Here is a 15,613-nt window from a genome sequence, read left to right as displayed (position 1 = left end):
TTTTTTTTGGCATTGACCAATGTGTTTTGGCTTTTGCCATATTCAATTTTGCTTTCTACAATAAATGTTGATGTTGATAGCAGACAACTTTGATGATATTGTCCGCCTTGGCATTTTTAAAAAGTGGTATTTTTAATAAAAATTAATATAAATCCCTGCAAAAACAAGGATTGATAAAAATAAAAACCAACCTTTACTCTGACATAGCCTCTTCGTGCAGGCGAGTATTTAATTCATCAATGGTTAATGACCATACAGCGTCTAGTTTATATTCTTCTTTTAAAAAGTTGCGTTGTTGTTCGTTCCAAAATGGTGCATCTGTCAGCTTAGTTTCTTGGGGAAGTTGATGTGCTTTGATGAATGTTTCAACTGCCTCATCCGTGCTTTCAAGACCTAATTGAGCAAAAAGTTGATTGATGTCGTAGTCAATATCGCCTAGCATGATACTATCCTTAAATTGATTGTGGTTGATTTGATGGTGGTTTAGCACTTTTATGTTTTATTCTTTGATGTTTGTTTCAAAGAATAAAACATAAAGATAAAAAAGTAAAATCAGCGTAACTGACAAGTGCTGATGGTGATATTATGATTGTAGCACAGCTTAAAAAATGAACAAGATGCAAATCTTGCTCAAATGTAGGTATTTTGTAGAAAAAGCATTACAGGCTAATGTGTCAGTGTTTTAGATTCTTGTTGGCAAATTAATGATTTGGTGAATTGCTAAAAACCAGCTTTCATGCCAGTGCCAGTGTATTATCATCAAATCCATCATCAATATCAATCTAAAATTTCAACCAGTTCCCCTTCAACCAAGTGCATGCTGATGGCTTGATTGACATGAACGCTAACAAATTTACCCAATAACTCATCACCACCTTTAAAAATGACCGAACGAGTATTGTCTGCCGTGCCGTGCAGGTAACCCTCTCGGCGGTTGGCGTGTTCTTCTACCAGTACCCGTACTGTTTGACCAACCATCGCACGAGTCTTGGCAAAGGTGGAGGTTTTTATGACTTCTTGAAATTCAGCCAAGCGTGCTTTTTTGGTATCAAGACTGACATCGTCAGGCAGGTCAGAGGCTGGAGTGCCTGGTCGTTTTGAATAAATAAAGCTGTATGAGTGGTCAAAATCTAACTCTTTGGCAAGTTGCAAAGTTTCATTAAAATCTTCGTCCGTCTCACCAGGAAAACCAATGATAAAATCACTAGACAGATGCAAATCGGGGCGAATATTTTTTAATTTATTGATTTGATTGATATAAACATCAATGGTGTGATTGCGTTTCATTGCTTTTAGGATATTGTTTGAGCCACTTTGTACAGGCAAATGCAGATGTGAAACCAGCTTTGGCAGGCTTTTATAGGCATCTATGATGTCATCGGTAAATTCAAGTGGGTGGCTGGTTGTGTAGCGAATGCGTTCAACGCCATCAATATGCGACACATAGTGTAGTAGCTCGCTAAATCGGCAAATCGTGCCATCATCTTTCTGGCCACGATAGCCGTTCACATTTTGCCCCAAAAGATTAATTTCCCTGACACCTTGCTCAGCAAGACTGTCAATCTCAGCAAGCACATCATCAAGTGGGCGAGACAGCTCTTCTCCTCTGGTGTACGGCACAACACAAAATGAGCAGTATTTTGAACAGCCTTCCATGATGGAAACAAAGGCTTTGTAGCCTTCCACTCGTGGCTCTGGCAAAAAGTCAAACTTTTCAATGCTTGGAAAAGAGACATCAACCACACCAATGCGATTGCGTGGCAACTCTTCTGCTTGCTTAATGGATTTATTGTACAGTTCGGGTAGGCGGTGCAGAGTTTGGGGTCCAAATATCATATCCACAAATGGTGCGCGTTTTTGGATATTATTGCCTTCTTGGGAGGCCACGCAGCCACCCACACCGATGATTAAATTTGGGTTTTTGAGTTTTAATTTACGCCAGCGACCCAGCTCCGAAAACACTTTTTCTTGGGCTTTTTCACGAATCGAGCAGGTGTTCATGATAAGTACATCTGCTTCGTTAATGTCTGTCGTTATTACCATGCCATGCGAATCACCCAGCACATCACCCATTTTTTTGGAGTCATATTCGTTCATTTGACAACCTTGGGTTGTGATGTAAACTTTTTTTTGCTTATTTGCAGATGCAGAATTATTGGTGTTTGTCAGCATTGATGGGTTGTTGGGGGATTGGTTTTGGATTGCGGTAATTTTTTTGTGTGCTTTTGGATCAAAGGTAGCAACGGTCATGGTTTTCTCCAAGGGATTGCCGATAAAATGAATGTGTTAAATTTTTGCATTATAGCATGGTTTGAATGATGATTGAAAACTTTCAGTTGATTAAGGTGGTCTGATCAGCCTTTGTTGGTCATTTATTTATTATCATCATGAGCGTGTTGTTGTCATCAGCGTTAATGAATTTTTCAAGTTACAACTTTTATACAGGGGAATATATGAGTGTTAGATGAATTTGTTATCCTATGTTGCATTTTTTTTGTTCAAGTATTTCAAATATATTGTTAAATACATTGCTAAAAGTTAGCAAGAAGGGTCTTATGAAGTTTGTAAAATATTCTCGATATTTCGGCTTGCCTGTATTGTGTGCTGCGGCGCTGTCGCAAATGGCTTGTGCACAAAGCGACATTAATGATGACGACAGTATTCATCAATGGATGAGTGCTGAACGCCAAAAATCCAATCCAGCTGCCATGTATCAGTACGAACAGAATATGCAAGGCACGCTATTTGCTGTTTATCCTGAATATTGGCGACTCAATTACAATCTGTCGTCGCAAGACCCACAGGTGGTCAATGATTTTGTTTCTAAATATCCAAGCCAAGTAATGAGTGAAAAACTGGCTGCCGACTATGCTGAAATCAAAGCTCGTCAAAGTGATTATGCTGCCGTGCGTGCAGTGGCACATTCAATAGAAAATGCTGATGAGTCTGAGGCATGTGCCATTGCACTGGGTTTTAATCAAAGCGGTGAATCTTACCGCACCATAGAACAAAAGCACAATGTTTGGCTAAATACCCAAATCAAGCAATCTTTATGTGATAAACTCGCCACAGAAATGGCAGTAAACCCACGCATTACACGCACCGATCAGCATGAACGGCTGATTCGTATGATGCGTATTGACCGTCGCCAGTTGTCAAGCCGTCAAGCACCGCTAGATAAGATGGGGGATATTTTAAACCTATCCAATCATTTGGGTTTGCCCATCTCTTATGATACTTTGCGTAGCATTGCTGATCACCCCAATGGCTTTTTTGCTCAATTTGCAACGAGTGATTATAGCGATCTTAATCAATATCTGTATGTCTATGCCATCAGTCAGCTGGCACATCGTTCGTATCATGAAGCCATGATACAGCTTGAATTTGACATCAACCAAGATAATAACCGCTCACAAAAACTGTTGTCTGACATGACGCGTCGCTATGCGTATCGCAGCATTGCTGTCAAACGCATGAATATGAATACCGATGATGGCTTTGGTATGGAGGCGGTATCTTGGTTTAGAAAATCCATCGGTGAGCCATTTAACTTTGAAGAAGCTGAAGATTATGCACAAGCAGCGATTTATTTTGGTCAATGGCACGATGTCATCTCTGCCATTTCATCAATGACTGCGGTGAATCAAGGTGAGCGTATTTGGCAATATTGGTTGGCTCGTAGTTATGAACAAACAGGCAAAAAAAGTGAAGCGTATCGTATTTATCAAGTACTTGCTGAAGGTGTGGATTATTATGGACTGCTTGCCAAAGACCGCCTTGGGCAAAGATTGACCTTGTCTGAAATTGGCGCTACTGCCTTGCCGAACATCAGCAATCAAGATATTCAACAAGTCATGCAAAATCCATATTTTGCTCGTGCATTTTTAATGATGAATAATGATGTTAAGTCAGAGTATGCCAGCCGTGAGTGGAATTGGGCGGTAAAAAAAGCCCGTGATGCCAATGATGATGCTTTGGTGGTTGCTGCTGCCAAATATGCACACGACTTAGGCATGTATCATCGCAGTATTTATGCCATTGATAATATGCCCAATTTACGCATTGCCTCATTGTCGCACCCACTGCCATACCATAACAGCGTATTGACATATGCTCAGGCTGTGGGCATTGACCCTGCGTGGGCATATGGCATCATGCGTCAAGAAAGTCGTTTTCAGCCGAGTGCACGCTCGGGTGTGGGGGCAGGTGGTTTGATGCAAATCATGCCAAATACAGCCAAGCAGATTGCAAGAAGTATGGCAGAGCGTGCTGGTAATATGAACGACCCTAAGACCAATATCCGTTATGGCACATGGTATCTGAACAACTTAGCAAATCAATCAGGTGGTCAAATTGCTGTGGCTACCGCAGGCTATAATGCAGGACTCGGGGCGGCTCGCAAATGGTTACCAACACATGATGTCATTAGTGCTGACCAGTATGTTGAGGCCATTCCGTATTTTGAGACTCGTGATTATGTCAAGCATGTGATGGAGAATGCGACCATTTATGGTTTGATTTTGGGTAATTCGATGCCAATCAGCCAGCGAATGGGAGTGGTGCAGCCACGCAACTGATAATATAAAGGTGGTTGATATGATGATTTTATATCAATTTTACAGATATCTACAACTGGCTTAAAAAATAACATACTTTTGGCTTTACGGTCTATGGTGAAAAATGCTACACTAAGTTGATTTTGTGATTTTGAAGACGATGTTAAAATCGCAAAATTAGTTTAAAATTATTGAAATGAACCGAATTTACTTAACAAGGACAATATTATGAGCAAACAACCTGTTCGTGTTGCCGTTACTGGTGCTGCTGGTCAAATCGGATATAGCCTGCTGTTTCGCATTGCATCTGGCGAAATGCTTGGTAAAGATCAACCTGTGATTTTGCAACTTCTTGAAATCCCTAATGAAAAAGCTCAGCAAGCACTACAGGGCGTTATCATGGAGCTTGATGACTGTGCCTTCCCACTGCTTCATGATGTGATTGGTACTGATGATCCGAATGTGGCATTTAAAGATGCAGATTATGCATTGTTGGTTGGTGCTCGTCCTCGTGGACCTGGCATGGAGCGTGCTGATTTGCTTCAAGAAAATGCTAAGATTTTTACGGTTCAAGGTAAAGCACTAAATGATGTGGCCAGCCGTGATGTCAAAGTATTGGTTGTGGGCAACCCTGCCAATACCAATGCCTACATCGCCATGAAGTCAGCACCAGACTTGCCAGCGAAGAACTTCACTGCCATGCTACGCCTAGATCACAACCGTGCTTTAACCCAGGTGGCCAAGAAAACTGGCAAAGCTGTTAAAGACATCAAAAATCTTACTGTTTGGGGTAATCACAGCCCAACCATGTATGCCGACTATCGCTTTGCCACCATCAATGGTGAGTCTGTTAAGGACATGATTGATGACCAAGAATGGAATGCCAATACTTTCCTGCCAACTGTGGGCAAGCGTGGTGCAGCCATCATTGAGGCTCGTGGTTTATCTTCTGCAGCTTCTGCGGCAAACGCTGCAATTGATCATATGCGTGATTGGGCACTTGGCAGTAATGGCGAGTGGGTAACCATGGGCATTCCATCTGACGGTTCGTATGGCATTCCAGAAGGCGTCATGTTTGGTTTTCCTGTAACTACCGAGAACGGTGAATATCAAATTGTTAAAGGTCTTGAAATTGATGAGTTTAGTCAAAAATACATCGATATTACCTTAAATGAACTTGAAGAAGAGCGTGCGGCGATTGATCATTTGTTCAACTGATCCATGCTGATAAAAACAACCTAAGCGTTGTTTGAGAGCTGTTTAAATCGCACCCTAAAAGTTAAAAACTTCAACTTTTAGGGTGTTTTTTTGTTGGCTATTAACTTGATCTTTTGGTTATTTTTTATTTTAAATGATTTAATCGAGCTTAAATATTTGCACAAGCAAAGTTTTTTTAAAGTTAATTTTTATCTTGTGATGATAAATGGATAAATTGTAAGATAAATGATGGTATTTTGATGTAATTTTCGGTATGATAATGCGTTTAAATTGATTGTTCTAATTTTTTTTTGGATATGCCATGAGTATGTTTAGCCATCATCAAGCCAATCTTCGTATGTATAATACCATGACTGCAGATAAGCAGGTTTTTGTGCCACTTATGGCAGGTAAAGTTGGTATGTATGTGTGTGGTATGACGGTGTATGATTTTTGTCATATTGGACACGCTCGTGTGATGGTGGCCTTTGATGTGATTTATCGCCATCTTATGTCGCTTGGTTTTGATGTAAATTATGTACGAAACATTACAGACATTGATGATAAAATCATCAATCGTGCCAACGAAAATGGTGAGAGTATTGGTGAGCTGACCGCTCGCTTTATCAAAGCCATGCATGAAGATGCAGACAGCTTAGGCTGCCTTCGCCCCAATATTGAACCAAAAGCCACCGAACACATCAATGATATGCAAAATATCATCAGTACTTTAATGGACAAAAAACACGCCTATACCAAAGGTGGTGATGTGTATTATGCAGTGGATAGTTTTGAAGATTATGGCAAATTGTCCAAGCGAAATCTTGATGAAATGCAAGCAGGCAGTCGTGTTGATGTGGTGGGTGATAAAACCAACCCATTTGACTTTGTTTTATGGAAACTTGCCAAGGCGGGCGAGCCTGCATGGAAAAGCCCTTGGGGTGATGGTCGTCCAGGTTGGCATATTGAGTGTTCGGCGATGAGTGGCCGTTGTCTTGGTGAGACTTTTGACATTCACGGTGGTGGGCATGATTTGCAATTTCCGCACCATGAAAATGAAATCGCCCAATCTGAAGCTTGTACAGGCAAAACTTATGCCAACAATTGGCTTCATGTCGGTTTTATTAATGTTGATGGCGAAAAAATGAGCAAATCATTGGGGAATTTTTCTACCATCAAAGATGTGCTTGCCAAGTTTCATGGAGAAGTGGTTAGATTTTTTATTTTATCAAGCCATTATCGCAGTCAGGTTAATTTCTCTGATGTTGCTTTGAACGAAAGTCATGCTGCCATCAGCCGTTTGTACCATGCCTTAAAATCTGCCGAAGGTATGGGCGAGATTGTGGTAAATCATGTGATTGTGCAAACGGATTTTGCCAAAGGTTTTGCTGATGAGTTTGTTCTTGCGATGAATGATGATTTTAACACGCCAAAAGCGGTGAGTGTACTATTTGCGGTAGCAGGCGAGATCAATAAAGCCGTCAGGGCAGGTGATGAGCGAAGTGTTGTCCAATATGGCATACTTTTAAAGACATTGGCAAGCAATCTTGGGATTTTGACCACATCAGCAAGTAAGTTTTTGCAGGCAGGTGTCAATGATGATGGCTTGTCTGCCGAGTTGATAGAAGCACTCATTGCTGAGCGAGCAGAGGCTAAAGCTGATAAAAACTTCGCTCGTGCTGATCAGATTCGCCATGAGCTAAAAGAACAAGGTGTGGAGCTTGAAGACAGCCGTTCAGGAACGACTTGGCGGAGAGCTTAGTCTAAAAAAGCAATAAAAAAGAGCGTGAACTCATCTCACGCTCTTTTTTTGATCACAACCAATCACTCATCAAGACTTTCTAGGCGAATGCGTACCAAGGGCTCGGTAATAGCGTCTAGTTGTTCTATTTGTTTGATGGCGTTGTTCATTTGTTTTTCTAGGACGGGTAGGGTCAAGATGATGACTGGCACCAATCCTGATTTATGAGCGTCCCTTTGTAAAATGGCATCAATATTAATGCCGTTGTCGCTTAAAATGCGAGTGGTGTCCGCCAATACACCCAGTTCATCTTTGACGGTCAAACGCAGATAGTAACCGCAGGTCATCTCATCGCTAGATAGTATGCGAGTGTCCGAGAGCTCCTCTGGAACGAAGGCCAAATGTGGTACATCGCTTGGTGTGGCAGCGGTGATGACATAAATCAAATCCATGACATCAGCCATCACCGCAGAAGCGGTTGCCCCAGCCCCAGCCCCATCGCCGTAATATAGCGATTGTCCAAGTGGGTGTGCATCTATCATAACAGCGTTTTTTACCCCATGAACATTAGCCAGCAAAGTGGTGTCTGGAATCAAAGTGGGGTGAACACGCAGTTCAAAGCCATTATCACGGCGAATGGCAAAACCTAAATGTTTGATGTTGTAACCCAATTCTTTGGCATAAATCACATCTTGTAGACCTACTTTAGTGATGCCCTCACAATACACTTTTTCAAATTGAATTGGAATGCCAAAAGCGATAGACGCCAAAATAGATAATTTATGTGCAGCGTCAATGCCCTCAATATCAAAAGTGGGATCGGATTCAGCATAGCCTAGTGCCTGAGCCTCTGTCAGTACATCACCAAATTTGCGGTTTTTGCTTTGCATTTCGGTCATGATGAAGTTGCCAGTACCATTGATGATGCCAGCAAGCCAGTCAATTTTGTTGGCTGCTAAGGCTTCACGAATGATTTTGATGATGGGAATGCCACCTGCTACTGCCGCTTCGTAGCGTACCTGTACGCCATACTTGTCCGCAAGTGCAAAGATTTCATTGCCGTATTTAGCAAGTAGGGCTTTGTTGGCGGTAACGACATGCTTTTTGTGGCGAATGGCGTGCATGATAACATCTTTGGCAACATCGGTGCCACCAATGACCTCAATGACGATATCTACATCGTCAGCTTCAGCAATTGCCATTAAATCAGCGTTTTGTTTGATATTGGGGTCAATGTCATCACGATGGCGGCGTGTGCCTACATGTGTGATATTGATGGTGTGCCCGCTACGACGAGCCAGCTCATTGGTGTTGTCTTTTAAAAGATTAACCACACCAGAGCCGACAGTACCTAGGCCAAGCACGGCAAGATTGATGGTTTTGTTCACGGGAGTTTCTCAGATGTTATGTGGTAAATTTGTGTTTGTTAAATTGATCAAATAATGACTGCCTAACTTAACATAACTTTACAAAACTTGCTAGATTTTTTCATAAAAATTTTTGTATTTTGTTAGTTTCGATGTTGTTTTGTGTCATTAGGCAGGTTTTTAGGTTGTCATGGTGATTTAATTTTTGTACTCAATGGCAAGTCTGGCAAGTTCAGTTGCAGGCAGATAGCCACCGATTTGTTGTCCAGATTCAGTGAAAATGGCAGGGGTGCCACCTACGCCAATTTGATGACCAAGTGCCATGTGTTTTTTGACAGGGTTGTCGCAGGTGGGTGCGGTGATATTTTGCCCTTGTTTGGCACGCGTTAAGGCATCGTGTCGGTCGTTACTGCACCAAATCGCCTCGGTGAGAGGAATGAGTCTATCGCTTCTAGGCCAAGCCAAATAGCGTACTTCTATGCCTTTGTCGGTGATGTCCTTGATTTCGCTGTGTAGTTTTTGGCAATAATGACAGCTTGGGTCAGAAAAGACATATATCGCTGCTTGATGTTTGCCTGTGGCAGGATAAACAATCATCTCAGACGGATTGACTTTGGTAAGCAATTCTTTGGCAAGTAAGGACTGCAAGGTTGATGTGATGTCAATTGGTGTTTTATCGCCGATTTTGGCAATTTGCCCTTGAATCAGATATTCCCCTTTGATGTCTGTGAACATTGGGGGTGCATCATCAAACATGACCCAATATATGCCCTGCATTTGTGTGGCGGTGGCAGATTTTACAACCAAATCAACACCAGATTTTTTTAGGTTTGTTTGTAAGGCGGATACCACGGTAGCATCAGATTGAGTGTTTTGGGTGCTGTCGCTTGGCTTTTTGGTTGTTTGTTGAGCAATTTGTTGCCCTTGTTGGGAGTTGGTGGGTTTTTCTCCACACGCATTGAGACTCAAAGCTAATATAGCGATGAGTAGTGGTTTGTTTGCCAGCTTAAAAAAAGAAGAGGTCATCATAAAAAAAGTACGCCATTGGTTAAAATAGATTGATTCAAAACCAAACAATTATGCCAAAACTTATCTTTAATTGCCAGTGTATTTTTAAGGTTTTTGCTTTGATGAAGCCTGCCAAACTAAATTGAATCTTTGTGATAAAAATATCAAAATCAACTTGCTTTTTTTGTATAAATTTTGATACAATACGGCGTTATTTCATAACCTGCTTTTGATTGTTGGGTTTTCTGGCTTTCATTAAGTAGGTCAATCCCTAAGGAAATAACCTATGCTACGCATTGCCTACGACGCTTTAACTTTTGATGATGTACTGCTACTTCCTGCCTACTCAGAAGTCCTACCAAAAGAAACCAATCTTAGTACTCGCCTAACCACCGATATTACCCTAAATCTCCCAATCATCTCAGCTGCCATGGATACCGTAACAGAATCCAAGATGGCGATTGCGATGGCACAGCTTGGTGGTTTGGGTATTATTCATAAAAACATGGATATTGAACATCAGGCCAGCCGTGTTCGTCATGTGAAAAAATTTGAAGCTGGTACGGTTGCTGACCCTGTAACCGTATGTCCTGAGGTGACTGTGGGTGAGCTTTTAAAAATTACCCGTGAGCATAAAATTAGTGGTGTGCCTGTGGTGGAGCGTGGTACGGATAAAGTGTTGGGTATTGTTACCCATCGTGATTTGCGTTTTGAGACCAATCTTGACCAGCCTGTATCAAATGTCATGACCCCAAAAGATAAGTTGGTTACGGTTAAAGAGGGTACACCACAAGAGCAGATTAAGACGCTATTGCATGAGCATCGCATTGAAAAGGTGGTTGTTATTGATGATGATTTTCGCTTAAAAGGCTTGATTACAGTCAATGATTTTACTAAGGCAGAGAACAATCCAAATGCGTGTAAAGATGATAAAGGTCGCTTGCGTGTGGGTGCTGCAGTGGGGACGGGTGCAGATACTGAAGCTCGTGTTGAGGCATTGATTGGGGCAAATGTCGATGTCATTATTGTGGATACTGCACATGGGCATTCTAAGGGCGTGATTGATCGTGTGGCATGGATTAAGAAAAACTATCCAAATATCCAAGTCATCGGAGGTAATATTGCCACAGGTGACGCGGCACTTGCGTTAATGGATGCTGGTGCAAATGCAGTGAAGGTGGGTATTGGTCCAGGTTCGATTTGTACCACTCGTATTATTGCAGGCATTGGTGTGCCTCAAATCAGTGCGATTGATAATGTTGCTACTGCACTAAAAGACCGTATTCCACTCATTGCTGACGGCGGTATTCGCTTCTCTGGTGATATGGCAAAAGCCATCGCAGCAGGTGCGTCATGTATCATGGTGGGTAGTTTGCTTGCAGGTACAGAAGAGGCTCCTGGTGAGGTTGAGCTGTTTCAGGGTCGTTATTATAAAGCGTATCGTGGCATGGGCTCACTGGGTGCGATGAGCGGTCAAAATGGCTCATCTGACCGATACTTCCAAGATGCCAAAGAGGGTGTGGAAAAACTTGTTCCAGAAGGTATTGAGGGTCGCGTGCCTTACAAAGGCCCTGTTGCAGGTATTATCAATCAGCTGTCTGGTGGTCTAAAATCATCCATGGGTTATACAGGCTGTAAGACCATTGAAGAGATGCGTAAAAACACCACTTTTGTGAAGGTAACATCGGCTGGTATGAAAGAGTCTCATGTGCATGATGTGCAGATTACCAAAGAGGCCCCAAACTATCGTCAAAATTAATTTCAATAAAAAAATCACCCAATATGGTATTGGGTGATTTTTTTTATACAGGCTAATAAAATGGCGCACCTAGCGGGAATCGAACCCACGACCTTTGGCTTCGGAGGCCAACACTCTATCCAACTGAGCTATAGGTGCGTATTGTTTTTTTTTTGATTTTTACAAATTGGTTTTTTTAAAGACTGTCTACAAAAAACTGGGTAAATTCTACCAAGTTTTTGGGAAAATTACCAGCCATTGACTAAAAAAGTCGTCAATTTTTAAAAATATTGCTAAAATTTTACAAATTATTGAGATATTACATAAAAAACATGGCATTTTGTCCCCTTTTTCCCTTATAATAGCAAGGAAAAATTTTATTTGTTTGGGAATGTATTGTTGTGGTTTTATCCACCCAGTCATTGCCCAAGGTTCATTACCCAGAGTTTATGCTCAAGGCTAAGAAGAGATGATGACAATGAAAAAAATTGTAATATTATCTGCCGCTGCTACGCTGGCGATTTTTACTATGGCAAGCCAAGCTCAAGAAGCTACCAAGCCTGCCACGGATATTGCTACCGAAAGCAGTGAGGTTGCTGCAACTACTACCGAAAGTGAGGCAGCTGTACTTGTTGAAAAAAAAGCAGAAGAGGTCATCGCTGAGGACAGCGATCAAGTCAAAAAACTCATTGCTCTTTATCCAAAACTCATCTCACGCATTGCCCCTTATGGCAAAGTATGCTTTGATGGCGAAGAGTGTGATATTAATATCACTGTGCTAGCTGCTGCGGTTGAGGGTGAGGCTCGCCCAGGCGATATGTTGTATAAAGCCATCTGTGCTACTTGCCATGATGCAGGTTTGATTGGTGCACCAAAAATAGGTACAGCAGATTGGTCATCACGCATTGCCAAAGGTAAAGATACCTTATATAACCACGCCATCAATGGCTTTAATGCGATGCCTGCTCGTGGTGGTGCCGACATTTCTGATGATGAAGTGAAAAACGCTGTTGATTACATCATCAGCCAGTTACAATAGTCCATCTTTAATAATTTGATTTAAATGGCAGTAGCTTAGGTGATATTCGCTTAGGCTATTTGCCGTTTTTATCAAAAAATATTTTTTTGTTAGTATTCAAACCACCAGTTTTTAGTTGTTAGCATAAAGAACAACTCATCGATGTTAAAATAAAATGACCATACCTGCCCTAAAAATTACCAATCTTAAAAAAACTTATTCTAATGGTTTTACTGCCTTAAATGGGGTAAATTTGACTGTAGCACAAGGCGAATTTTTTGCTCTTTTGGGGGCAAATGGTGCGGGTAAGTCCACCATGATCGGTATCATCAGTTCGTTATTTCCGCCCACAGATGGTGCGGTGGAAATTTTTGGTGTGGATTTGCACAAGAAGCCCAGTCTTGCCAAGTCATTTTTGGGTGTCGTTCCTCAAGAATTTAATTTTAATCAATTTGAGCAATGTTTGGAGATACTCATTACCCAAGCAGGTTATTATGGCATCAAAAAAGCAGATGCACTGCCACGAGCTGAATTTTTATTAAAAGAATTGGGGCTGTGGGAAAAACGCCATACCAAATCTCGTTCGCTCTCTGGTGGTATGAAACGCCGCCTGATGATTGCTCGTGCTTTGATGCATCGACCTAAGTTATTGATATTAGATGAACCAACTGCAGGTGTAGACATTGAGCTTCGCCGTTCTATGTGGGATTTTATGGTGCGTATTAATCAAGAAGAGGGTACAACCATCATTCTTACTACGCATTATTTAGAAGAGGCAGAACAGCTTTGTAAGTATGTTGCCATCTTAAATTGCGGTGAAATTTTGATTAACACCGAGATGAAATCTTTACTCACACAATTATCATTAGAAACCTTTGTATTTGATTTAAAAGATGAATTGGTGGCTTTGCCAAAATTAGACAATGTGCATCATGCGTGTTTGGTGGATCACAAAACTTTAGAAATTACTTTGGATAAATCGCAAAACCTGAATGGTGTTTTTGCTCAACTTAATGATGCAAACATAGAGGTGCTGAGTATGAGAAATAAAGCCAACCGTCTAGAAGAACTATTCATAGGTGTGGTAGACAGCCATGTTCAAGGTGGCATAAGTCATCTGGCAGATGACAATCAAAGTACCAAACTAAATCGTGGAGCGAGCTTATGAATACTCAATTGGTTGCGTTTAATGCCTTGTTATTCAAAGAAATTAAACGCATTTTACGCATTTGGCCACAGACATTATTGCCACCTGTCATTACCATGACACTGTATTTTGTTATTTTTGGGCAGATGATTGGTAGCCGAGTAGGTGAGATGGGTGGATTTGATTATATGCAGTTCATCGTGCCGGGTTTGATTATGATGTCGGTCATTACTAATAGCTATTCTAATGTGGTATCAAGTTTTTTTGGTACAAAATTTCATGGTAGTGTTGATGAGCTTTTGGTATCACCAATCTCCAAGCACGCCATATTGTTAGGCTATATTGGCGGTGGCGTATTTCGTGGTCTTGCCATCGCACTCATTGTGAGTAGTGTGGCGTTGTTGTTTACGCATTTATTCATTGCCAATTTGGCGGTGATGCTTTTGACCATTCTTGGAACCTCGGTGCTATTTTCGCTGGGTGGATTCATCAATGCGGTATTTGCCCGTTCTTTTGATGACATTTCTATTGTGCCAAGTTTTATTTTAACGCCTTTGACCTATTTGGGTGGCGTGTTTTATTCTTTGGATAATCTATCGCCATTTTGGCAGCAGTTGTCATTGCTCAACCCAATTGTTTATATGGTTAATGCCTTTCGTTATGGGGTATTGGGGCATTCTGATGTGAATGTGGTTCATTCATTGCTGGCAATTTTGGTATTTTGTGTGTTATTTTATGGCGTGGCATTTAAAATATTATTAGATGGTAAGCGAATTAGAATATCTTAAAATAAAAAGGCGAGTGTTATTTTTATGTGATTTTGTGGGCCATTTTTAATGGTTGTATTTAGTCAAAAGGCGAATTTAAAAAGGTAGATAAAGATGAGTATTCATGGCGTATTGGGTGAGAGTACCAGCTATCCCAAAACTTATGACCCAACCATTTTATACCCCATCTCACGGCAAATCGGACGAGATGAAATTATCAAACAAACAGGCTTTGGTGGTGTATGCCAAAGTGAATATCAGGGCGTAGATGTGTGGCAAGTCTTTGAATTATCGTGGCTAAATCCGATTGGCGTCTCACAAGTGGCAATGGCAAGATTAACCATTCCTGCCAATTCACCCAATATCATAGAATCCAAATCATTAAAATTATATTTTAATAGCCTTAACTTTACTAAATTTGACAATATTAAAGCAATAAAAAATACCATACAGCAAGATTTATCACAATGCGTGGGTGCTGATGTTGATGTGCAAATCATTGATTTGGATTCTGATGAATTGGACATTGTTCGGCCAGTTGGCTATTGCATTGATGATGTGCTGAGCGATGAAAGTGATGAGGTTTTATTAAGTGATGACATTGATGGCACTGTTTTAAAAAACCCTACCAAAGGTGAATTAAAATCTTATCAATTTTATAGTAATCTGTTACGCTCAAACTGCCCTGTTACCAATCAGCCAGATTGGGGGGTGTTGCAGATTGATGTGAGCACCAAATATGAGTTGGACTTTAAAAATTTCTTAAAATATGTTTTGTCATTTCGTCAGCATAACGGCTTTCATGAACAATGTGTGGAGCGGATATTTGCTGACTTGGTGATGTGCTTTGAACCGAATGCTTTGCGAGTATCGGCCAACTATACCAGACGGGGTGGCATAGACATCAATCCTGTGCGTGTGCTTCATGCTGAGATTGGCAAGGTTAAACGCTTGGTGCGTCAATGATTTGATATAAAAAAGCCGTTTGTCTTGGTGAAACAAACGGCTTTTTATTGGTATTTTTAAAAATGATGTTTATGAATAAAATTGTAAAAATAAAAAAACAGCCCTTAA

At 41.0% G+C, this 15,613-nt stretch carries 12 protein-coding genes and 1 tRNA gene; 8 read left to right on the top strand and 5 right to left on the bottom strand.

The window, feature by feature from the left end; all coding sequences use genetic code 11:
- Positions 1 to 193: 193 nt before the first annotated feature.
- Together U9670_RS07980 and miaB are read right to left on the bottom strand one after the other, a co-directional pair.
- Positions 194 to 442: a DUF2789 family protein gene (locus U9670_RS07980; protein ID WP_323842347.1), complete on the bottom strand. Its 249-nt coding sequence runs from the start codon at positions 440 to 442 to the stop codon at positions 194 to 196.
- A 335-nt stretch (positions 443 to 777) separates the two neighbouring features.
- On the bottom strand, positions 778 to 2,250 hold the full coding sequence (gene miaB, locus U9670_RS07975; RefSeq protein ID WP_416381520.1) for a tRNA (N6-isopentenyl adenosine(37)-C2)-methylthiotransferase MiaB: 1,473 nt from the start codon (positions 2,248 to 2,250) through the stop codon (positions 778 to 780).
- A 305-nt stretch (positions 2,251 to 2,555) separates the two neighbouring features.
- Between miaB and U9670_RS07970 the strand changes: the two genes are divergently transcribed.
- From U9670_RS07970 to cysS, 3 genes are all read left to right on the top strand, one after another.
- Positions 2,556 to 4,577 carry a lytic transglycosylase domain-containing protein gene (locus U9670_RS07970; RefSeq protein WP_323842348.1) on the top strand — a complete coding sequence of 674 codons (2,022 nt, stop codon included), beginning with the start codon at positions 2,556 to 2,558 and terminating at the stop codon, positions 4,575 to 4,577.
- Positions 4,578 to 4,784: 207 nt separating this feature from the next.
- The gene (locus U9670_RS07965; protein WP_323842349.1) at positions 4,785 to 5,774 is read left to right on the top strand and encodes a malate dehydrogenase; all 990 of its coding nucleotides are present in this window, start codon (positions 4,785 to 4,787) and stop codon (positions 5,772 to 5,774) included.
- 301 nt (positions 5,775 to 6,075) lie between these two features.
- Complete coding sequence (gene cysS, locus U9670_RS07960; RefSeq protein ID WP_323842350.1) at positions 6,076 to 7,515, top strand: cysteine--tRNA ligase; 1,440 nt, start codon at positions 6,076 to 6,078, stop codon at positions 7,513 to 7,515.
- A gap of 62 nt (positions 7,516 to 7,577) precedes the next feature.
- Here cysS and U9670_RS07955 read toward each other — a convergent pair whose 3' ends face one another.
- Entirely contained in the window at positions 7,578 to 8,882 is a 1,305-nt protein-coding gene (locus U9670_RS07955; protein WP_323842351.1) for a homoserine dehydrogenase, read from the bottom strand.
- Between the two features lie 177 nt (positions 8,883 to 9,059).
- The gene (locus U9670_RS07950; RefSeq protein ID WP_323842352.1) at positions 9,060 to 9,890 is read right to left on the bottom strand and encodes a DsbC family protein; all 831 of its coding nucleotides are present in this window, start codon (positions 9,888 to 9,890) and stop codon (positions 9,060 to 9,062) included.
- Between the two features lie 265 nt (positions 9,891 to 10,155).
- Here U9670_RS07950 and guaB point away from each other — a divergent pair, with 265 nt between their 5' ends.
- Positions 10,156 to 11,628, top strand: a complete 1,473-nt coding sequence (gene guaB / locus U9670_RS07945; protein ID WP_323842353.1) for an IMP dehydrogenase — start codon at positions 10,156 to 10,158, stop codon at positions 11,626 to 11,628.
- 61 nt (positions 11,629 to 11,689) lie between these two features.
- Here guaB and U9670_RS07940 read toward each other — a convergent pair.
- A tRNA-Arg gene (locus U9670_RS07940) sits at positions 11,690 to 11,766 on the bottom strand.
- Between the two features lie 310 nt (positions 11,767 to 12,076).
- Between U9670_RS07940 and U9670_RS07935 the strand changes: the two genes are divergently transcribed.
- From U9670_RS07935 to queF, 4 genes are all read left to right on the top strand, one after another.
- The gene (locus tag U9670_RS07935; RefSeq protein ID WP_323842354.1) at positions 12,077 to 12,646 is read left to right on the top strand and encodes a c-type cytochrome; all 570 of its coding nucleotides are present in this window, start codon (positions 12,077 to 12,079) and stop codon (positions 12,644 to 12,646) included.
- 154 nt (positions 12,647 to 12,800) lie between these two features.
- On the top strand, positions 12,801 to 13,793 hold the full coding sequence (locus tag U9670_RS07930) for an ABC transporter ATP-binding protein (RefSeq protein ID WP_323842355.1): 993 nt from the start codon (positions 12,801 to 12,803) through the stop codon (positions 13,791 to 13,793).
- Positions 13,790 to 14,560 (top strand): ABC transporter permease, encoded by a 771-nt coding sequence (locus U9670_RS07925; RefSeq protein ID WP_323842356.1) that lies wholly within the window; start codon positions 13,790 to 13,792, stop codon positions 14,558 to 14,560. The genes U9670_RS07930 and U9670_RS07925 overlap by 4 nt, the downstream gene beginning before the upstream one ends.
- Positions 14,561 to 14,653: 93 nt before the next feature.
- Positions 14,654 to 15,505, top strand: a complete 852-nt coding sequence (queF, locus tag U9670_RS07920) for an NADPH-dependent 7-cyano-7-deazaguanine reductase QueF (protein WP_323842357.1) — start codon at positions 14,654 to 14,656, stop codon at positions 15,503 to 15,505.
- Positions 15,506 to 15,613 lie beyond the last annotated feature (108 nt).

It is taken from the genome of Moraxella tarda (assembly GCF_035181405.1).
GTDB lineage: Bacteria > Pseudomonadota > Gammaproteobacteria > Pseudomonadales > Moraxellaceae > Moraxella.
The sequence above is the reverse complement of the archived record's forward strand: the minus strand, read 5'-3'. Positions and strand labels throughout refer to the sequence as shown.